This is a genomic window from Amycolatopsis sp. NPDC054798 (assembly GCF_053611505.1).
On record NZ_JBSHAM010000061.1, the window covers coordinates 34746 to 54343 of the forward strand.

General features: G+C 70.0%; 20 protein-coding genes and 1 pseudogene. 8 read left to right on the forward strand and 13 right to left on the reverse strand.

Going from position 1 to position 19598, the window contains the following annotated elements; genetic code table 11:
* Nucleotides 1-49 precede the first annotated feature (49 nt).
* The gene (locus ACWGIC_RS30870; RefSeq protein ID WP_452079424.1) at nucleotides 50-466 is read left to right on the forward strand and encodes a pyridoxamine 5'-phosphate oxidase family protein; all 417 of its coding nucleotides are present in this window, start codon (nucleotides 50-52) and stop codon (nucleotides 464-466) included.
* Here the strand turns inward: ACWGIC_RS30870 and ACWGIC_RS30875 are convergent.
* Nucleotides 454-837: a hypothetical protein gene (locus ACWGIC_RS30875; RefSeq protein WP_452079425.1), complete on the reverse strand. Its 384-nt coding sequence runs from the start codon at nucleotides 835-837 to the stop codon at nucleotides 454-456. The genes ACWGIC_RS30870 and ACWGIC_RS30875 overlap by 13 nt on opposite strands.
* A 100-nt stretch (nucleotides 838-937) precedes the next feature.
* On the opposite strand from ACWGIC_RS30875, the gene ACWGIC_RS30880 reads away from it, so the two are divergent.
* On the forward strand, nucleotides 938-1357 hold the full coding sequence (locus tag ACWGIC_RS30880; protein ID WP_452079426.1) for a Rieske (2Fe-2S) protein: 420 nt from the start codon (nucleotides 938-940) through the stop codon (nucleotides 1355-1357).
* A 49-nt stretch (nucleotides 1358-1406) separates the two neighbouring features.
* Here the strand turns inward: ACWGIC_RS30880 and ACWGIC_RS30885 are convergent, their stop codons facing one another.
* Together ACWGIC_RS30885 and ACWGIC_RS30890 are read right to left on the reverse strand one after the other, a co-directional pair.
* Nucleotides 1407-1862, reverse strand: coding sequence for a PTS sugar transporter subunit IIA (locus ACWGIC_RS30885; RefSeq protein ID WP_452079427.1), 456 nt, complete (start codon nucleotides 1860-1862; stop codon nucleotides 1407-1409).
* Nucleotides 1859-2095: a glucose PTS transporter subunit EIIB gene (locus ACWGIC_RS30890; RefSeq protein WP_037818963.1), complete on the reverse strand. Its 237-nt coding sequence runs from the start codon at nucleotides 2093-2095 to the stop codon at nucleotides 1859-1861. The genes ACWGIC_RS30885 and ACWGIC_RS30890 overlap by 4 nt, the downstream gene beginning before the upstream one ends.
* Before the next feature lie 246 nt (nucleotides 2096-2341).
* Between ACWGIC_RS30890 and ACWGIC_RS30895 the strand changes: the two genes are divergently transcribed.
* The 5 genes from ACWGIC_RS30895 to ACWGIC_RS30915 all read left to right on the forward strand — a co-directional run bounded on the left by ACWGIC_RS30895 (nucleotide 2342) and on the right by ACWGIC_RS30915 (nucleotide 7111).
* Nucleotides 2342-3139, forward strand: a complete 798-nt coding sequence (locus tag ACWGIC_RS30895) for a GntR family transcriptional regulator (protein ID WP_452079428.1) — start codon at nucleotides 2342-2344, stop codon at nucleotides 3137-3139.
* Nucleotides 3136-4374 carry a PTS transporter subunit EIIC gene (locus ACWGIC_RS30900; protein ID WP_452079429.1) on the forward strand — a complete coding sequence of 413 codons (1239 nt, stop codon included), beginning with the start codon at nucleotides 3136-3138 and terminating at the stop codon, nucleotides 4372-4374. Before ACWGIC_RS30895 ends, ACWGIC_RS30900 begins: the two co-directional genes overlap by 4 nt.
* Nucleotides 4375-4402: 28 nt before the next feature.
* The gene (locus ACWGIC_RS30905; RefSeq protein WP_452079430.1) at nucleotides 4403-4672 is read left to right on the forward strand and encodes an HPr family phosphocarrier protein; all 270 of its coding nucleotides are present in this window, start codon (nucleotides 4403-4405) and stop codon (nucleotides 4670-4672) included.
* A 124-nt stretch (nucleotides 4673-4796) separates the two neighbouring features.
* Entirely contained in the window at nucleotides 4797-5612 is an 816-nt protein-coding gene (locus ACWGIC_RS30910; RefSeq protein WP_452079431.1) for a serine hydrolase domain-containing protein, read from the forward strand.
* On the forward strand, nucleotides 5609-7111 hold the full coding sequence (locus tag ACWGIC_RS30915; RefSeq protein ID WP_452079432.1) for an alpha/beta hydrolase: 1503 nt from the start codon (nucleotides 5609-5611) through the stop codon (nucleotides 7109-7111). The genes ACWGIC_RS30910 and ACWGIC_RS30915 overlap by 4 nt, the downstream gene beginning before the upstream one ends.
* Nucleotides 7112-7155: 44 nt before the next feature.
* Here ACWGIC_RS30915 and ACWGIC_RS30920 read toward each other — a convergent pair whose 3' ends face one another.
* The 9 genes and pseudogenes from ACWGIC_RS30920 to ACWGIC_RS30960 form a co-directional block, all read right to left on the reverse strand.
* Nucleotides 7156-8463, reverse strand: coding sequence for a DUF222 domain-containing protein (locus ACWGIC_RS30920; RefSeq protein WP_452079433.1), 1308 nt, complete (start codon nucleotides 8461-8463; stop codon nucleotides 7156-7158).
* A 219-nt stretch (nucleotides 8464-8682) separates the two neighbouring features.
* The gene (locus tag ACWGIC_RS30925; protein WP_452079434.1) at nucleotides 8683-9624 is read right to left on the reverse strand and encodes a D-2-hydroxyacid dehydrogenase family protein; all 942 of its coding nucleotides are present in this window, start codon (nucleotides 9622-9624) and stop codon (nucleotides 8683-8685) included.
* Nucleotides 9625-9649: 25 nt separating this feature from the next.
* Nucleotides 9650-10213: pseudogene (locus tag ACWGIC_RS30930) on the reverse strand (GrpB family protein); the annotation flags it as partial.
* A gap of 43 nt (nucleotides 10214-10256) precedes the next feature.
* Nucleotides 10257-11123, reverse strand: coding sequence for a shikimate dehydrogenase (locus tag ACWGIC_RS30935; RefSeq protein ID WP_452079435.1), 867 nt, complete (start codon nucleotides 11121-11123; stop codon nucleotides 10257-10259).
* Nucleotides 11107-13278, reverse strand: coding sequence for an endolytic transglycosylase MltG (mltG, locus tag ACWGIC_RS30940; RefSeq protein ID WP_452079436.1), 2172 nt, complete (start codon nucleotides 13276-13278; stop codon nucleotides 11107-11109). Before mltG ends, ACWGIC_RS30935 begins: the two co-directional genes overlap by 17 nt.
* 200 nt (nucleotides 13279-13478) lie before the next feature.
* Nucleotides 13479-13979: a Holliday junction resolvase RuvX gene (ruvX, locus tag ACWGIC_RS30945; RefSeq protein WP_452079437.1), complete on the reverse strand. Its 501-nt coding sequence runs from the start codon at nucleotides 13977-13979 to the stop codon at nucleotides 13479-13481.
* Entirely contained in the window at nucleotides 13969-16632 is a 2664-nt protein-coding gene (gene alaS / locus ACWGIC_RS30950) for an alanine--tRNA ligase (RefSeq protein WP_452079438.1), read from the reverse strand. The genes ruvX and alaS overlap by 11 nt, the downstream gene beginning before the upstream one ends.
* Before the next feature lie 79 nt (nucleotides 16633-16711).
* Nucleotides 16712-17014, reverse strand: a complete 303-nt coding sequence (locus ACWGIC_RS30955) for a hypothetical protein (protein ID WP_452079439.1) — start codon at nucleotides 17012-17014, stop codon at nucleotides 16712-16714.
* Nucleotides 17011-17415: a DUF948 domain-containing protein gene (locus ACWGIC_RS30960; RefSeq protein WP_452079440.1), complete on the reverse strand. Its 405-nt coding sequence runs from the start codon at nucleotides 17413-17415 to the stop codon at nucleotides 17011-17013. Before ACWGIC_RS30960 ends, ACWGIC_RS30955 begins: the two co-directional genes overlap by 4 nt.
* Nucleotides 17416-17569: 154 nt before the next feature.
* On the opposite strand from ACWGIC_RS30960, the gene ACWGIC_RS30965 reads away from it, so the two are divergent.
* Nucleotides 17570-18481, forward strand: coding sequence for a hypothetical protein (locus ACWGIC_RS30965; RefSeq protein WP_452079441.1), 912 nt, complete (start codon nucleotides 17570-17572; stop codon nucleotides 18479-18481).
* Here ACWGIC_RS30965 and ACWGIC_RS30970 read toward each other — a convergent pair.
* On the reverse strand, nucleotides 18465-19322 hold the full coding sequence (locus ACWGIC_RS30970; protein WP_452079442.1) for an NAD(P)-dependent oxidoreductase: 858 nt from the start codon (nucleotides 19320-19322) through the stop codon (nucleotides 18465-18467). The two genes, ACWGIC_RS30965 and ACWGIC_RS30970, sit on opposite strands and share 17 nt — an antisense overlap.
* Between the last annotated feature and the right edge of the window lie 276 nt (nucleotides 19323-19598).

Consider the following 19598-nt stretch of genomic DNA (forward strand, 5'->3'; position numbering starts at 1 on the left):
GGCTTTTCGCCTATGGGATCGTCCGAACTCGCCCGGTTAAATCCCAGCCATGAGCACTCTCACCGACCAAGATCTCGAGTTCCTCCGCCGTCCCCTGCACGGCTTCCTGACCGTTGCCGCCGGACCGCGGCCGCCGCAGCCCCGGCCGGTGTGGTTCGAAGCCACCGAGGACCGGACGGTCCAGCTGTTCACCGACCCGGGCTCGGCCAAGGTCCGCCAGCTGCGCGAGGATCCGCGCGCGTCGATCGTCGTCGCGGCACCGGTCGGGGAAGCCGAGCGCTGGGTGTCGGTCGCCGGGCGCGTCACGATCGAGACCGACGGCGGGCAGGACCTCGCCCGCAGGCTCGCCGCCCGGTACTGGGATCTCAGCACCGCCGAGGGCGCGGCCGGGCTCAAGATCCTCGAAGAGATGCCGCAGGTCCGGATCGTCATCCACCCGGAGAAGGTGCACCGCTACGCGTTCTGAGCCGTCCGCGCACGGATCGTCCGCACCAGCAGCACCAGGCCGCAGACCACGCAGACCGCTTCGGTGACCACGCCCCAGTACTCGTACTGGCTGTTGAACTGGTCGTGCACGCCGTAGAAGCCCACCGTCACCGACAGCAGGTAGGCCAGCAGCGTCACACCGCCGAAGCCCAGCGTGAAGAACGCCGGAAGCCAGTGCCGCCAGACGAGCAGCGCGACCGCGATCACGACGCCGGCGACGCCGTTCACCAGGAAAAGCGGCCCGACCACCGGAATGTCCGCGTAGCCGCTGCCCCAGTACAGGTAGAAGTGGATCGCGGCCGAGCCGGCCAGGCCCGCCGCTCCCAGCGCTCGCATCCAGGTCGTCAGCATGGCGTCTCCTTCCGTGCGGAAAGCCGGATACGGACTACACGCACGGGCGAGCGCGCCGGTTCACCGGCAACCCGGACCACTCGGATTCGTTGCACAGAGCATGACTGCCGAACTTCACTCCCGCCGCGCCGCCCTCGCTTGCGGGGCGACCGTCGCGGGCACCGTCACCCTCGCCGCGTGCGGGGCCGGGGGCCAAGAGCCCAAGTCGGCCCCGCCGAAGCCGGGCGGGAAGGTGATCGCACTGGCGGAAGTGCCGGTGGGACAAGCGAAATACGCGAAGCTGATGAACGGCGACAACGTGGTCGTCGCGCAGCCGACGGCGGGGAAGGTCGTCTGTTTCAGCGCCGTCTGCACGCATCAAGGCTGCGAAGTGAACCCGCCGCAGAACGGCCAGGTGCGCTGCCCGTGCCACGGTTCGGTATTCGACGCGCTGACCGGCGAGGTGAAGCATGGGCCGGCGAGCACGCCACTGGCCACAGTGGCGGTGAAGATCCAGAACGGGGACATCGTCTCCGCGTGACCGGAATCGCCCTTTGTGGACATTCACCCGTCCACAAAGGGCGTTCGGGTCAATCGTTCCAGGTGAACAACTCGTCGCCGGCGGCGACCGTGCGCCCGCCTTCGAGACCGGCGAGCACGTCCGCGGACGCGTCGAGGCCGACGACCGGGACGATCGGCGAGTAGCCCTTGGCGGCGACCGCCTCGGGGTCCCAGCCCACGATCGGCTGGCCTGCCCGGACCTTCTCGCCCTTGACGACGTGCAGGGTGAACCCCTCGCCCTTTTCCCTGACCGTGTCGATGCCCAGGTGCACGAGCACCGCGCGGCCGTCCTCAGTGGCCACGACGTACGCGTGCGGGTGCAGCGTCACCACCGTCCCGTCGACCGGCGCGACCGCGTCGGCGCGGCTGCCGGACGGCTTCACCGCGATGCCAGGGCCCACCATCGCCTCGGCGAACACCGGGTCGGGCACCTCGGTGATCGCGACGACCTCGCCCGCGACCGGGCTCAGGATCGGCAGGCTCACATCAAGTCCTCGATGTCGCTGGCGATGGTGTCCGCCTCCGGGCCGACGATGACCTGGACCGCCGAGCCCATCTTCACGACGCCCATCGCGCCGGCCGACTTCAGCGCGGCTTCGTCCACCAAGGACATGTCCTCGATCTCGCACCGCAGCCGCGTGATGCAGCCCTCGATCTCGACGAGATTGTCCGCGCCGCCGAGCGCCGCGAGAATCTTTTCCGGCCTGTCATCCGCCATCGCGGCCTCCTCGTATCCCGTTGGTTTTCCACCTGGAACAGGTGCTGCCCGCCACCATTACTACGCCGTTTGCCGCCTTGCCCGGCGAGCCCGGCCACGAACGGATAACGGTGGTTGACACCTGCTCGCGCTGCGGAGCATCCTGCCCCATCAGATCATTGGTCTAGACCGGAACGTACCAATCTTCCGGCGTGGACGCGAGCACCGGCCCCCGGTGCGCGAGGAGCGAGGGAGGGTGACATCGAGATGAGTGCGGCCGCGCACATTCCGCCGCCCGACCCCGCCGACCGCGTGGTCAACGGGCCGACCCCGAAGCACGCCCAGCTGCGGGAGATCCTGCGCCGCCTGGTGGAGCGCGAGCTCCCGCCGGGCTCGCCGATCCCGTCCGAGCGAGAGCTCGCGCAGCACTACGGCGTTTCGAGGCTCACCGTCCGGTCGGCGATCGGGAAGCTCGTCGAGGAAGGACTGCTGGCCCGGGTCAGGGGCAAGGGCACCTTCACCGCCGCGAGGCGGATGGAACTGCAGGTGTACCTGATGTCGTTCACCGACGACATGCGCCGGCGCGGGCTCACCCCGACCACCGAAGTGATCTCGACCTCGACCGAGGTCCCGCCGGTGACTTCGGCGCGCGCGCTCGGCCTGTCCGAGGGCGTTCCCGCGCACCGGCTCGTCCGGCTGCGGCGCGCCGACGGCGTACCGCTGGCCGTGGAACGCGGCTGGTACCACGCGGGCCGGACCCCCGGCCTGCTCGACCTCGACCTGACCCGTTCGCTGTACGCCCAGCTGGCCGACGCCTTCTCGCGCAGGCCGGACCAGGCGTACCAGACGGTGTGGGCCGAATCCGCGGACCGCGAAACGGCGCGCTTGCTCGGCATGCGCACCGGCAGTCCGCTCCTGGTGTTCCGCCGGGTTTCCAGCTCCGGCGGCGAACCGGTGGAGGACATGACGTCCTGGTACCGGGGCGACCACTACCAGGTGACCATGCAGCTGGACCGGAACACCCCGAGTTCCGGCGACCAACCCCACAATGGAGGTATCCGATGAGCGCCACCACCGCGGCTGGGGCTAGCGGAAAGAAGAAGGGCGGCGGCCTTGCCGGGCTGCAGCGCTTCGGCCGCAGCCTCATGCTGCCGATCGCCACGCTGCCGGCGGCCGGTCTGCTGAACCGGCTCGGCCAAGACGACGTCCTCGGCAAGGACGGCCTGAACTGGGGCAAGGCCGCCGACGTGATCGGCGCGGCGGGCGGTGGCATCTTCGACTGGCTGCCGCTGATCTTCGCGATCGGCATCGCGGTCGGTTTCGCCCGCAAGGGCGACGGGTCGACCGCCGTCGCGGCCGTCATCGGCTGGGTCGTGTTCAACAAGGTGATCCAGGCGATCGCCCCGATCAAGAGCCAGCAGGGCTACAAGCCCGGCTGGGACCTCGCGCCGATCCACTGGCCCTACAGTGTGCTGACCGGCATCGTGTCCGGCATCGTGGCGGCCCTGCTGTGGCAGCGCTACCACCGGATCAAGCTGCCGTCCTGGCTGGCCTTCTTCGGCGGCCGCCGGTTCGTGCCGATCATCACCGCGCTGGCGATGATCGTGCTCGGCGTGATCTTCGGCCTGCTGTTCAAGTACGTCGACCAGGGCATCACCGCGGCGGGCGAGGCCGTCGTCGGCTCGCCGGTCCTCGGCGGCGGCATCTACGGCCTGCTCAACCGCCTGCTCATCCCGATCGGCCTGCACCAGCTGCTGAACGTGCCGGTGTGGTTCATCTTCGGCGGCGGCGACCTGACGAACTTCTTCCACCACGTGCAGGGCTCCGGCTCCTTCATGACCGGGTTCTTCCCGATCATGATGTTCGCCCTCCCGGCCGCGGCGTTCGCGATCGTGCACACCGCGCGTCCCGGCCAGCGCAAGCTCGTCGGCAGCATCATGATCTCGGCCGCGCTGACCGCGTTCATCACCGGCGTCACCGAGCCGATCGAGTTCGCGTTCATGTTCGTCGCGTGGCCGCTGTACATCTTCCACGCGATCATGACCGGCGTTTCGCTCGCGGTCTGCAACGCGCTGGGCATCCACCTCGGCTTCTCGTTCTCCGGCGGCGCGATCGACTTCGCGCTGAACTCGTCGCTGGACACCGCGCACAAGGCGTGGCTGCTGATCCCGATCGGGCTCGTGTTCGCCGTGATCTACTACGTGGTGTTCCGCGTCGTGATCACCAAGTTCAACCTGCGCACGCCGGGCCGCGAGGACGACTCGATCGAGGGCGACCTCGAGCGCACGGCCGCGAAGTAACACCCGAGAAAAGCAAGAGAGGTACACCATGCCGGAGAAACGCGTCACCGTGGCCAGCAAGGTGGGGCTGCACGCCCGCCCGGCCGCACTGGTCGCCAAGGCGGCCGCGGCCCAGCCCGTGGCGGTGCAGATCGCCAAGAACGGCGGCGACCCGGTGGCCGCCGGCAGCGTCCTCAACCTGATGACCCTCGCCGCCGCGTACGGCGACGAGGTCGTCATCAGCGCCGAAGGAGAAGGCGCCGAGGCGGCGGTCGAGGCCGTCGCCGAGCTGGTCGCCACCGATCTCGACGCTCAGTAGCGATACCGCTCCACGGGGAAACCACGAACCGTGCGGCGCTCCGGAACTTCCGGGGCTCCGCACGGTTCGTCGCGTTACGGCACTGCGAGACAGCCGCCGCGCGGGTCCTATTACGCTGGCGGACATGGAGAGTCTGCGCCTGATCGACGAATGGCCAGTGGACAACGCCGCGGCCGGGGTGGTCTCCGCTTCCGGCGAAGTGCGCGGGCGGCACGGCGACCCGGCCCGCCCGTTCCGGCTCGCGTCGGTCACCAAGCTGCTCACCGCCTACACCGCGCACATCGCGATCGAGGAGGGCGTCGTCGAGCTGGACACGCCCACCGGGCCGGAGGGCTCCACCATCGCGCATCTGCTCGCGCACACCTCCGGGCTCGCCTTCGACGCGCACAAGGCGATGGCCGAACCCGGCACGCGCCGGCTGTACTCCAACGCCGGGTTCGAGGAACTCGCCGACGCGCTGGCCGGGCATTCCGGCATCGAGTTCGCCGAGTACCAGCGCGAAGCGCTCTTCGAACCGCTGGGCATGACGTCGACCCGGCTGGACGGCTCCCCCGCCGCGGGTGCCGTGTCCACATTGGACGATCTGCTGCGGTTCGCCGCGGAACTGCAGGCTCCCAAGCTGCTCGCGCCGGAAACCCTGAACGCTGCCACCGAAATCGCGTTCCCAGGGCTGAACGGCGTGCTGCCCGGTTTCGGGCACCAGAAGCCGAACGACTGGGGGCTCGGCTTCGAGCTGCGCGACCACAAGAGTCCGCATTGGACGGGTGCGCACAGTTCGCCGCGCACGTTCGGCCACTTCGGGCAGTCGGGCACTTTCCTGTGGGTGGACCCGGAAGCGAGCCACGCCTGCGTCGGGCTCGCCGACCGGTCGTTCGGGCCGTGGGCCGCACAGGTGTGGCCGCCCTTCACTGACGCCGTGCTGGCGGAACTCTCCGCGTGAGACCCCGGCCCGCGCTGGCCGCGGCGGTGCTGCTGCTCGTCGCGAGTTGTTCCGCACCGGCCGCGCAAACCCAAGCGCCGTCGGCATTGCCCGCGCCGGACGCTCCGCTTCCGTTAGGCACCAACGGTGCTGCGGCGCCCAAGCTCGACTGGGCACCGTGCCACAGCGGTTTCCAGTGCGCGACAACGCCGGTTCCGGTGAGCTATCGCGAGCCTCGCGGTGCGAAGCTGAATCTCTCGGTGATCCGCATGCCCGCCACCGATCCCGCGCACCGCGTCGGGTCGTTGGTGATCAATTTCGGCGGTCCGGGCACGGACGGGGTCGGCGAGCTGATGCGGTTCGGCCCGCGGTACCCGGAGGAGCTGCGGGCCAAATTCGACCTGGTGAGCTTCGATCCGCGCGGAATCGGCGGCAGCGCGCCGGTGCAGTGCCCGGGAACGCCGCCCGCGGCCGGTTCGCCGTTGCGGGACAGCGCGGCGTTCTGGACCGCGAGCGCGGCCGTCGGCAAAGCGTGCGCGGCCGGGACCGGGGCCGAGTTGTCGCATCTGTCCACCGCGAATGTCGCGCGGGACCTGGATGTGCTCCGGCAGGCGCTGGGTGAGCAGCAGCTGAACTTCTACGGCTATTCCTACGGCACGTACCTCGGCGGCACCTACGCGAACCTGTTCCCCGGCAAGCTGCGCGCGATGGTCCTCGACGGGACGCTCGATCTCGTCGCGAACGCCACCGGACAGCCGGGTCAGCAGCACAAACCGGTCGACGTGCGCGCCGACGTCGCGACTGCCCAGCAACAGGAACTCGAAGCGTTCTTCGCCGCCTGCGACGCGGCCGGACCGGGCAAATGCGCGTTCGCCGGCGGTGACCTGAAACAGAAATTCGCCGCCGTCTTCGCCCGGCTGACGCACGGTCCGGTCGGCGGCATGACGGTGTCGTCGCTGTTGGAAACGATCGACCGGGCGCTGTACCAATCGTCCCGGTGGCCTCGGCTGGCGAAAACACTCGCCGGGCTCGTGCCGTCGTCGCCGGTGTCCCCCGCGCCGGTGCTCGATCCGCGAGTGCCGACGCATTCGCCCGGTTTCCTCGCGGTGCAGTGCCTCGACAGCGAACTCCCGCAGGACACCGCCAAGTACGCCGAACTCGCTGCCGCAGAAGCGAAACGGCAGCCGTACTTCGGAGTCGCGCCGGTGTTTTCGATGGCGCAGTGCGTCGGCTGGCCCGCGCGGGACGAGGACCGGTACCTCGGGCCGTGGAACCGGCCCCGGCAGCATCCGATCCTGATCCTGGCCAACCGGAACGACCCGGTCACCCCGCTCGCCAACGCCCAAGCCACTGCCCGGGAACTCGGCGACGGCCACGTGGTCGTGGTGGACGGGCCCGGGCACACCACGCTGGACGTGCCGAGCACGGCCGCTTCCGCGGCGATGGCACGGTATTTCGTGGATCTGACCTTGCCCCCGGACGGGGCGGTCTACCCGCCGACAGTGAGGGCGTTTCCCTGAGAGCGGGCAAGCCTGCCCTCGAACCCAGTGTTGCCTGGTCATAGCTAGGCCGCTCCCGTCATGCCGGACACAACCGTCGAGCCGGGAACCGAAGCAACTCCCGGTGGCGCCGCGACCGGTGTCGGCACCGGACTGGCTGTGCGCGGTCGGTGGTGGGCGGTGTTGCGGAGGGGCTTCTGGTCCGGGTCGAGGAGAGCAGGCGGGATCCAGTAGACGACGCTGTCACGGACAACGACGCGCCAACCGCTGTGGTGCAGCAGCCGATGGTGGCGTTCGCAGCACAAGGCCTGGTTGTCCAGATCGGTCGTTCCGCCGTCGGCCCAGTGCACGACGTGGTGCGGGTTCGTCCATTTCGGGCTTCGGTCGCAACCGGGAAACGTGCAGCCCCGGTCCCGGACCGCCAGCGCACGACGCTGGGCCAGAGTGGCGGTGCGAGCGGACCGCCCAAGGTCGAGGACTTGCCCCTTGCCGCCCAGAACCGCCGGATACACCTTCGCGTCGCACAGCATCCGCCGCAGACGCGACACCGGCAGGACCGACCCGTCCTCGAGGGTCGCCGCGCGGGCGGCACCTTTCAGGTCCTCCAGGCTCACGGTGACGGTCGCGACGGCGCGTTCGCCGGCTTTGACCGGCAGGTCGGGGGCGCGGGCCGCGAGGTCGGCGATCGCGGCGAAGGCGTCGCCGTCGCGCTCGGCGGGTGTGCGGGGATCGGGAACGCCGGTCCCGTCGGCGGGATCCGGTGCTGCCAAGGGCACGAGGAGCTGCTCGACCAAAGCCCCGGTTTCGCCGTCGACATTGCCGGTGAAGCGGAAGCGGCCGGCACGGGTCCAGTGCCAACGGAATTCCCGCCGCGGCCGGACCGCCTCGCCGGAGTCTTCGCTGGAACCGGAATCGTCCCCGGACGGCGCGGTGCCGTCGTTTTCCCAATAGACGCGCAGCCGTGCCGCAGCACGCCGCAGCACGCCGGGATCAGCCTGCACCGCCAACGTCACCAGGGTTTCCTCGGCCGCCGAGCGGTCTTCGGGCGGCAACCACTCCGGGGCGTCAGCGAAGCACTCCGCGATCACAGCGACGTGCTGCGCGGCAATCTCGCCAGCGGCAAGGGCCTTCCCCGTCAGGGGCAGAGCCGCGGTGGCCTGCGCGACCCGGGTGCGGGCGTCTCGGCGGGTCACATGCAAGGCCGCGCACAGGAACGCCGCCGTCGAGGAATAGCCCTCGATGATCTCGCCGGTCGCCTCGAATTCCCGGATGGCCGCCAACTGTCTGGCGTAGACAGCGTTCAGTTGTCGCTGGGTCTCGCGGAGCACTTCCGCCAGCTTTACCGCTGCCGGGCTCTCGGTCGGTCTGGACATACAGCCAGAATATCGAACGCGTGTTCGATTCCGCCGTCGCTCAAATCAGTGAACTCGCACCACCCTTGCGATAGCCCGGACTCACCCTCCGAAACCAGAAACCCGCCACCACGCCAAAAATCCGCCCCTCACGACGTCGCCGCGGCAAGACCAGGCAATCGCGACGTCAGAACGCATCAGCAGTTCCGCTGACCCCGGACGGCAAGCGGTCCCGCTCGGTCAGGTCAGCACGTTGATCGGCTCGCCCGCCTGGAACGCGGCGATGTCCTCCACCGCGCCGCCGTAGAAAATCTCGTACGTTTCCCGGCTCACGTAACCGATGTGCGGCGTCAGGATCGCGTTGTCCAACTCTCGCAGCGGATGGTCCGCGGGCAACGGCTCGACATCGTAGACGTCCAGCGCGGCCGCGGCGATCTTCTTGCCGCGCAACGCCTCCAGCAGCGCCGGCTCGTCCACGATCGGCCCGCGTGAGGTGTTCACCAGCAACGCGGTCGGCTTCATCGCGGCGAATTCGGCCGCACCGACCAGTCCGCGAGTGCGCTCGGACAGTACCAAGTGGACTGACAGCACATCGGCCCGCGCAAACAAGTCCTCTTTGGACACTGCGGTGACGCCGTGTTCGGCCGCCCGCTCCGGGGTGAGATTCTGGCTCCAGGCAATCGGTTTCATCCCGAACGCCTGGCCGATCCGGGCGACCTCGGTGCCCAGCCTGCCGAGACCGAGCAGGCCGAGTGTCTTGTCCCGCAATGCCATCCCGAGACCGACCTGCCAGCCGCCCTCGCGCATCGAACGGAATTCCAGGGGCAGATTTCGCGCGCCGGCCAGGATGAGCGCCCACGCGTGTTCCACTGTCGGCGCGGCGAGGGCACCGGTCGCGGACACCACGACGCCGCACCGCTTAGCCGCGTCCAGGTCGATCGCCGCGTTCCGCCGGCCGGTGCTGACCAGCAGTTTCAGCTCGGGCAGCCGGTCGAACACGGCGGCCGGGAACGGCGTGCGCTCGCGCATCGCGACCACGACGTCGAACCCGGCCAGCCGCGCGACGACCTCGTCCGGCCCGGCGAACGGCTCGGTGAACACCTCGATCTCCGCCTCGAGCGACTCCCACTCCGCGCACTGGAGAGCCACGTTCTGATAGTCGTCGAGGATCGCGATCTTCATGCCGCCCACCGTAACCCGCGGGTCAGGCGTTCCGCGCCCGCTCGATGATCTCGTCGATCACATCGTTCTTCGCGTCAGCGTAATTCTGGACGTACTCCCACACGCGAGCGGCGAGTTCGCGTTTCTTCGCCAGGTACAGCGCCAGCTCCTCCGGATGACCGCGCAGCCGGTTCCGGAAAAGCAGATAGCGTTCGGTCTGGCCGTTGCCCGGCGAGTGGACGTGCAGGTTGATGTTCGTGTCCGGACCCTTGAAGCAGCGGTGCTTCTCCCAGTCCGGCTCGCGGATCACCAGCCGGTAGCCCGCGGCTTCGAGGTCGGGCACGTAAGCGTCTTCGTCGTCCGAATCAGGCACTTCGAGCAGAATGTCGACGATCGGCTTGGCCGCGAGCCCCGGTACCGACGTGGACCCGACGTGTTCGAGCAGCAGCACGCGTTCCCCGAGCGCGGCGCGGATCCGCTCCGCCTCGCGTTCGTAGAGCCGCGGCCATTCCGGGTCGTACTCGGCGAGCGTGATGGTGGTGTCGAGTTTCGGAGCCTCGCCCACCCACGCCGCTTGGATTTCTTTCTCTTCGAACTGTTGCCTGGACACAGTGATCCCCCCTGATGCTGGTTGAAAACAGCCAGCCAGAATATCAGGAAATCGGCAGCGGCAGGATGTTTCCGCTCGCTTCGCGCAGCGCCGCCCGCATCTCCTCGCGCGGCGCCGGCTGCCCGGTGAAATGCTCCGCTTGCCCGAATGCCTGGTGCAGCAACATGTCGAGCCCGGTCGCGAGCCGCCCGCCGCGCCGCTGCACCGCCTCGGCCAGCGGGGTCGGCCACGGGTGGTAGATGACGTCGAGCACGCTGCCGACCCGGGACAGCTCCGCGATGTGCGGCACGACCGCGTCCGGCGGCACCGTGTTGACCAGCACCGCTGTGTCGTCCGCCAGGTCCGCGAAGTCCGTTTCGGACCATCGCAGCACGTCCACCGCCAAGCCCGCGCGCTTGGCCGCGTCCACGGTTTCCGAAGCCCGCGCTGGTTCCCGTACCACCAAACGCACCGTCGTGACGCCCAGCGCGGCCAACCCGACGACTGCGGCGGCAGCGGTGCCGCCCGCGCCGAGCACCACTGCCTGGTCGCTAACCGAAGGCGAGTAGCCACCGGCGTACTGCAGGGCTCCGGTCACTCCGTCGACGTCGGTGCAGTCGGCGAGCCAGCCGTCCGCGCGACGCACGAGCGTGTTCGCCGCACCGACCGCGGCCGCGCGAGGGGTGACCTCGGCGGCGTGGTCGAGCGCGGCCCGTTTGCCCGGCATGGTGACCGAAAGGCCGACCCACTCCGGGCCGAGGCCGTCGACGAACCCGGGCAGCTCGGCGGCGTCCGTCTCGACCCGGTCGTAGGTCCAGCCGTCCAGGCCCAGCGCCGCGAACGCCGCGCGGTGCAGCACCGGCGACAGCGAATGCGCCACCGGCTTGCCCAGCACCGCCGCGCGGCGCGGCCGGTCATTTGATGACGCCACGCTGCTCCGCCAGGGCGATGTTCTGGTTGTGCTGGTCGTACGTGACCGCGAAGCAGGAATGCCCGTCCTTCTCGCACTTCACGAAGTACGCCCAGTCGCCAGGGGTCGGGCTGACCGCGGCCTTGATCGCGTCCATGCTGGGCACCGCGATCGGCGTCGGCGGGAGACCGTAGTTGGCGTAGGTGTTGTACGGTCCCGCTTTCGCCCGGTCCTCGGGTTTGGTGAGCAGCGTCGGGCGGTCCAGCACGTAGTTGACCGTGGAGTCCAGCCCCAGCCGGATGCGCTGCGCGAGCCGGTTGTAGATCACCCGCGAGACCTTGCCGAAGTCCGGTTTGATCGCCTCGCGTTCGATGAGCGACGCGATGATCAGCGTCTCGTACGGCGATTTCCCCGGCCCGGTGTTCTGCGCGGTGAGCCCGGCCGCCTGGATCGAATCGGCCGACTGCTTCACCAGGTCGGTGAGCAGTTCGGTCGCGCTCCACCCGGGTTTCACGTCGTACACGCCCGGTGCGATCAGACCTTCGAGCCGTTTGTCCTTGCTCAGCGCCTTGCCCGCGTCGGCCAGCGCCCACTCCGGCGCGCCGAGCGCCTTGAGGTCGGCATCGGCGACGGTCTTGCGCAGCTGGTCGACCGGAATGCAGGTGCTCTTGCCGTTCAAAGTCGCGCACGAGGCCTTCGACATCAAGCTGAACACGCCCGGCGTGACCTTGCCGTCGGGCTGGGTGATGTCGTCGAACTGCGTGTACGGCCGGATTTCCAGCCGCCCGACGCGCGCCGCGGGCGACGTGATCAGGTCGACCGCGTTCTCGCCGGACATGTGCTGACGCAGCAGGTAATAACCCTGCTGGATCTTGCTGAGCGCGGTGTTTTCCGCGCCCGCCTTCACGAACGCCCGGGAACTCGCGACCACGCCCGCGTCGGTGAGCTTCGCGCCGATCGCGGACGTCGTGTCGCCCTGTTCGACCTGCACGAGCGCGTCGCCTTCGCCGGAACCGTCGAAGTCCGCGTAGCCGAAGATCTTCTGGTACCCGAAATAGGCACCGCCGCTGAGCAGGACGAGCACGAGCACCGCGGCGATCCAGCCGATCGCGCGCTTGCGCTTCTTGCGGGGTTTCTTCGCGGGCGGCTCCTCGACCGGCGGCTCGGTGCCGTCTTCGGGGTAGCCGTCCTCGTCGTAACCGTCTTCGTAGCCGTCCTCGTCGTAGGCGGCGTGCTCGTCGTACTCGCCGTATTCGTCGTACTCGTCTTCGAAGAGACCGTCGATCGGCTGTTCGTCCGGGTGCTCCGGTTCGTGCGCGGCGGGCACGGTCGGGATCACCTCGGTGGGCTGCTCGACCGGCTGCCGACGCGGTGGCTGGTTGCGCGGATCACGCGGCATCGACGCGTCCGCGAAGCGCGGATCACGCGGCATGGAGGCGTCAGCGAACCGGGGGTCGCGTGGCATCGAAGCCTCAGCGAAGCGAGGATCCGGCGGCATCGACGCATCGGCGAAGCGAGGATCGCGCGGCATCGAAGCCTCGGCGAACCGAGGATCCGGCGGCATCGAGCCGTCCGGCGGCGGCGCGGGCGCGCGGCGAGCCGGAGGCGGCATTTCCGGTGCCCGGCGACGGCCAGGCGCGGCAGCTTCCACCGGCGCGTCGACGTCGTCCCGGCGGCGACGGCCGGACGGCGGCTCGACGTCGACCGGCGGCGGGATGTCCTCGCGCCGACGGCGACGGCCGGCAGGCGGCTCGCTCGGCGGAGGCGGCGGGGGTGCGTCCTCAAGACGACGACGGCCTGCCGGAGGTTCGGCATCGACCGGCGGGACGTCTTCGCGCCGACGGCGCCGACCGGCGGGCGGCTCGACGTCCGCGGGCGGAACGTCGTTCCCGGCCACCGGTGCGTCGCCTGGAGTTATGCGGCGCGGACGGGCGCGCGGGAGGTCGTCGGCCGCGTGCGGCGGCAAATCCCAGTTCTCCGTCGACCGTTGCGGCCGTTCCTGCGGCGCGGCCGGACGCCGGCGCCGGGGCGGCGGCGCGTCGGCAGCAGCGCGACGCGGCGGTTCGGCAGGAGGCACCGCGTCCGGTGCGACGCGACGGGTCGCTTCGCCGGCCGGACGAGGCCCGGGCTCGGGTGCGCGCCGCCGTCCTTCCGCGGCGGGAGGACGCGGTGGCACGTCGCCACGCGGACGTCGTCGTTCGCCAGGCGGCATGCCCTCGGCTGCCGCACGGCGAGGAGGAGGTTCGTCTTCAGGCTCGCGTCGCCTGCGCCGTCCGCCCGGAGCGCCGGAACCCGCTGCGGGCTCCGGGAAATCCGGTGTGTCGGGGTTGCGCAGCCGACGGCGGCCACCCGGGTTCCCGGGGCCGCGGGGGTCGGTCATGAGTCGCCTTTCCGGGCGCGGTGCGCGGCGGCGGCGTCGAGCCAGGCTTGCAAAATCTCGACTGCCGCTGCCTGGTCGACCACGGCGCGCTGCTTGCGTCCCTTGACCCCCCGCTGGGACAGCATTCGCGACGCGGTGACCGTCGTCAACCGCTCGTCTGCCAGCCGCACGGGCACGTCCCCCACGCGCCCGGCGAGCTTCTCCGCATACGCGAGCGCGAGGTCCGCGGCCGCGCCCTGCCGGTTCGCCAACGTCCTCGGCAAGCCCACGATCACCTCGACCACCTCGTGTTCGGTGACGAGGTCGGCAAGCCGGTCCAGATCGCTGTCGTCCTTCGCATCACGGGAGAGGGTAACGAGCGGGCTCGCGAGGACGGGGGCGGGATCGCTCAGCGCGACTCCCACCCGGACAGACCCGACATCGACCGCGAGCCGCCTGCCCCGCCCCGGATCGGTCTCGCCGGGCCGATCCGGGCCTCTCCGGGGTTTAGCGGCCAAGGTTCGCGACCGCCGCGCGCAGCGCCGTCACGGCCTGCTCCGCGCCCGCTGGGTTGCTGCCGCCGCCTTGGGCCATGTCCGGCTTGCCGCCGCCGCGCCCGCCGATCGCCTCGGCGAACGACGGCACGAGCTTGCCCGCCGCGATTCCCTTGTCGCGCGCCGCCGAGGTCGTGGCGACTACGAAGGCCACCTTCTCCCCCGAAGGCGCGAACAGCGCGACGACACCGGCGCGGTCGCCGAGGCGGCCGCGGATGTCCGAGGCGAGCGCGCGCAGGCCGTTGCCGTCGACGTCCGGCACGACCTCGGCGACGACCGAGACGCCGGAGACGTCCTCCGCCTTGTCCGCCAGCGCGCGCGCCGAGCCGAGCACCTGCTGCGTGCGCAGCTGCTCGATCTCCTTCTCCGCGTTCTTCAGCCGGGACAGCACGTCCTCGATCCGGCCGGGCAGTTCGTCCGACGGCACCTTGAACGTGTTCGCCAGCTGCGACACGAGCAGCTGCTCCTTGCGGACGTGCTTGAGCGCGTCCGGCCCGACCAGCGCCTCGACGCGGTGCACGCCGGAGCCGACCGACGCGTCCGACACCAGCTTGACCAGGCCGAGCTGGCCGATCCGGCCGACGTGCGTGCCGCCGCACAGCTCGCGCGAGTACTCGCCCATGTCGACGACGCGGACGTCGTTGCCGTACTTCTCGCCGAACAGCGCGACCGCGCCCAGTTCGAGGGCCTTGTCCTTGGTCGTGGTGTAGCTCTGCACCTCGACGTCGGTCTGCAGGTAGTCGTTCACTTCCTGCTCGACCTCGGTGAGGATGTCAGTCGACACCGCGCCCGGCGTGGTGAAGTCGAACCGCATCCGGCCCGGCGCGTTGAGCGAACCGGCCTGCGCCGCTCGCTTGCCGTACGCCCCGCGAACCGCCGCGTGCACGAGGTGCGTGGCCGAGTGCGAGCGCTCGATCGAGAGCCGGCGGTTCGCGTCGACCGATCCGGTGAGCCGGGTGTCGATCCCGACCTCGCCCTGGGTGACCTCGACGCGGTGCACGAACAGGCCCGGCACGATCTTCTGCACGTCGAGCACCTTCAGCTCGACGCCGTCGCCGACCAGGACGCCGGTGTCGGCGATCTGCCCGCCGCTCTCGGCGTAGAACGGGGTGCGGTCGAGCACCAGCTCGGCCTTGTGACCCGCGGCGACGCTGCGCACCGGCAGACCGTCTTCGAGCAGGCCGACGACCTTCGCGTCCGCCTGCAGCTCGGTGTAGCCGAGGAATTCGGTTTCGCCGTGCTGCTCCAGCACCTTGCGGTACTCGGACAGGTCGCCGTGGCCGCTCTTGCGGGAGGCCGCGTCCGCCTTCGCGCGCTTGCGCTGCTCCTCCATGAGCGTGCGGAAGCCGTCCTCGTCGACGGTCAGGCCCTGTTCGGCCGCCATTTCGAGGGTCAGGTCGATCGGGAAGCCGTAGGTGTCGTGCAGCTGGAACGCCTTGTCGCCGGCGAGCACGTCGCCGCCGCCCTTCTTCGTCTCGGCCGCGGCCAGGTCGAAGATCCGCGAACCGCTGGTGAGGGTGGCGAGGAACGCCTCCTCCTCGACGCGCACGACCTCGGAGATCCGGTCGAAGCCGCTGATCAGCTCGGGGTAGGTCGGGCCCATGGTCTGGCTGACGACCTTCGCGAACTCCTGCAGCACCGGCTCCTGCACGCCCAGCAGGCGCGTGGAGCGGACGATGCGGCGCAGCAGCCGGCGCAGCACGTAGCCGCGGCCGTCGTTGCCCGGGGTGACGCCGTCGCCGATCAGCAGCACGCCGGTGCGCGCGTGGTCGGCGATGACGCGGAAGCGGACGTCGTCGGCGTGGTTGTTGCCGTAGCGGCGGCCGGAGAACTCCTCGGCGCGGCCGATCACCGGGCGCACCAGGTCGGTCTCGTACACGTTCTCGACGCCCTGCAGGATCGTCGCGACGCGCTCGACGCCCATGCCGGTGTCGATGTTCTTCTTCGGCAGTTCTCCGATCGGCGGGTGGCCCAGCTTCGGGCTCAGATCGCCGCGGACGTCCTGCATGAAGACGAGGTTCCAGATCTCGATGTAGCGGTCCTCGTCGGCGACCGGGCCGCCCTCGCGGCCGTAGGCCGGGCCGCGGTCGTAGTAGATCTCCGAACACGGGCCGCCGGGACCGGGCACGCCCATGTCCCAGTAGTTGTCCTTGCCGTCGCGGACCTGGATCCGGTCGCTGGGCAGGCCGGTGAGCTTGCGCCACAGCCCGGCCGCCTCGCTGTCCTTCTCGTAGACGGTCGCCCAGATCCGGTCCGGGTCGAGGCCGAAGCCGCCGTCGTCCTGGGACTTGGTGATCAGCTCCCAGGCGTTCTCGATCGCGCCTTCCTTGAAGTAGTCGCCGAACGAGAAGTTGCCCGCCATCTGGAAGAACGTGTTGTGCCGGGTGGTCTTGCCGACCTCGTCGATGTCCGGCGTGCGCACGCACTTCTGCACCGAGGTCGCGCGCGGGTACGGCGGCGGGGCCTCGCCGAGGAAGTACGGCTTGAACTGGACCATGCCCGCGTTGACGAACAGCAGGTTCGGGTCGTCGAGGATCAGCGGGGCGCTCGGCACGCGCGTGTGGCCGCGGCTCTCGAAATGGCGCAGGAAACGGTCAGTGATCTCGTGTGTGTCCACGGGTACGTCCTTGTGCTGAAGACCCGGCTTCGGCCGGGGAAGGAAACGGGGGTCGGAGGCGGCGGAAGGCGCGCGGAGATCAGCCCTCCGCCCGGCGAGCTCGCCGGGCGGGGCGACGTGCCGCGTGCCTGCCCGCGCCCGAAGGCGGCGAGACGGCGGCGGTCCGCTCCTCGACCATGTCGTGCAGCTCCTGTTCCCGTTCGTTCATCCCAGCGCGCACCTCGGCGCCGAACGACCCGACGGCGCCCGCGAGTTCCCGCACGGCGTCGCCCAGGTTCGATGCTAACCCAGCGGGCGTGGCCTGACGAGCCGTTTCGCTGGCCTTGCGGCTCAGCGCGACCCCGGCGACGACCCCGACCCCGAGCCAGAACAGCCGCTTCATTTCTTGCCCCGCCGGGCCGGGCGCTGCGCCTTGGCGGCCTTCGCGTCCTGCTTCTTGCGGCGCGCGCGGATCGCCTTGCTGATTCCGTAGGACAGCGCGGCGGTCTTCACCAGCGGGCCGCCGAGCGTGGCGGTGAACACCGACGAGAGCGCGGACACGTTGCCGCTCACCGCCTGCGCGTTCGAGGTGATCCCGTCGACCCGCTCGAGTTGCGCGTTGACGTGCGTGATCGTCTCGTTGGCGCCGATCAGGATCGGGTCGCTGTTCTCGTGCGCCTTGCGGATCGCGATCGTCGCCTCGTCCAGCGTGCGGCCGAGCTTGAGCAGCGGGATCGCCAGCAGCAAGACCAGCAGTACGAAAGCTCCTGCGGCGATCAGCGCGGCGATCTGCCCTGCCGACACGGGCCCTCCTCGGGTGGTGCGGGGTCTTAGGTGGTGTGAGGTTACCGCCTGCGGCGCTTCTCGGCGGGGACCCCCCGCCGAGACGGTCACCCAACGGAGTCGCCGACGCGGAAAACCGTTCGCGGAGACGCGTCCGGGCTGGTCTCCTCGGCCTATGGACTCCTCGAACGGACGCGGGCCGCTCCCTCGCGTGCTCGCCGGACCGGGCGGCCCCGCCGCCGACGTCCTCGCTGATTTGCCCGGCACCGATCTGACGACGCTGCAACTGGAAGTGGCCCGGCGCCGGGCAGCGAAACTGCGCGGACCAGACGTCCTGCGCCGCTACCGCGCGGACCGTTTCACCACGCCCGCGCCGCTCGCTTTCGACGTGCTCCGCCAGGTCGAAGACGCCCTGCTTTCCGCCGCCCCGCCGGAATTCGACCGGGTCGTGCTCTCTCCGGTGACCCCGCTCGGCACTCATTCCACAGTGGCCGGACTCGCCCAGCACCGAGTCGTGCCGACCGGCCGCGGCACCGAAGTCGCCGCGGACCCGACGAACGGCCTGGCGCTGGAAGCCGCAGTCCGGCGCAGCGGTTCCGCACCGGTGCGGCTCGCCACCGTGCAACGCGTCGTGCGAGCCCAGCCCCCAGGGCCCGGACTCTTCGCCCACTTCTCGCTCTTCGCCGCCGTCACCGCGGGCCGCGACCGCGGCAGCCTGGCCTTCGAACGCGAACACCTGGTGGAGCACGCCCGGTTCCTCACCACCGCAGTGCGCGCCGCCGGTGCCCGCGCAGCAGGCTTCCAAGTGACCACTTTGGACAGTCGCTTCGCCGATTTCGCCGCTTCAGTGCAGGAAGCCTTGCCCGACGTAACCGTCTCCGACGACCCGGACCGCGCCGTCGGCCGCGACTATTACTCGGGCCTCTGCTTCACCGTCACCGCCGACTTCGGCGCCGGACCAGCCGCAGTCGGCGACGGCGGCTTCACCCCATGGACCGCACGACTGCTCGGAAACGCGAAGGAGCGCCTGATCATCTCCGGCATCGGCGTGGACCGGGTCGCGTCGCTGCTCAACTCCCCTTCTTGACGATCCCCTCGTACACCGCCGCCATGTCGTCCTCGCCGTGCCCTGCCTTGACCGCAGCCTCCAGATGCGCCAACGCAGCCGCCGCGCCGCCGACGTCGATCGCCTGCCCCGCCGCTTCGACGACGAGCCGCGCGTCCTTCGCCGCGAGCGAAGCCGGGAAGCTGGCCGGATACTCGCCGGACAGCATCATCGGCCCCTTCGCTCGCGCGTAAGGGACGTCGAATCCCGTGCCGCTCATGACGTCGAAGAACAGTTTCGGGTCGACCCCCAGCACCTTCGCGAGGGCAAGGCTCTCCCCCGTACCGTTGGTGAGCGCGAGAATCCAAGCGTTCATCACCAGTTTGAGCCGCGTCGCCGTGCCAGGCTCGGTACCAAGCCAACGAGTCTTCGACCCAATCGCGTCGAACACCTGCGCAGCACCGTCGTGCACGTTGTCCGGCCCAGCTGCGAGCACCTGCAACTGCCCTTGTTCAGCAGGCCCCTTCGTTCCCATCACCGGACAATCGACAAACGGAACCCCCGCCGCGACAGCCGCCTCCGCAAGCCGATCAGCCCACTCGACGCCGACAGTGCTGGTCTGCAGCCAAATCGTCCCCGGTTCCAGCGAAAGCCCACGAAACACCTCAGCGACCGCAGGCCCGTCAGCGAGCATGGTGACCAGGAAATCGGCCCCCTTCACCGCCTCGCCAGGAGACCCGACGACAGTGACGCCTTCAGCAGCAAGCGGCTCCGCCTTGGCGCGAGTACGGTTCCAGGCCCGCACGGTCAACCCAGCGCGAGCAAGATTGGCGGCCATCGGACGGCCCATGATCCCGGTGCCGAGGAATGCGACTGTGGTCATCGGGCCATCGTGCCGCCAGGCGCGCTAATCGGCAGGATCAGCGCCTCCCCGCACACGACTTGAATTCCCTCAACGCCCCCTTCGCATCCCGCCCCACCTGCCACGATGCGCCCCCAACGCACCTGACCCACCCACTTCCGCATTGGGGCGCAAGCCCCACTCTCTAAACCCCCGCCACCACACCCAAAGAAACCCAGGCAGCCACTCCCCGCCCTGCACCCCGATACGAAGCCAAAAATGCGGGAGGAGGGTGCTTGTCAAGGCATCATTCCCGCC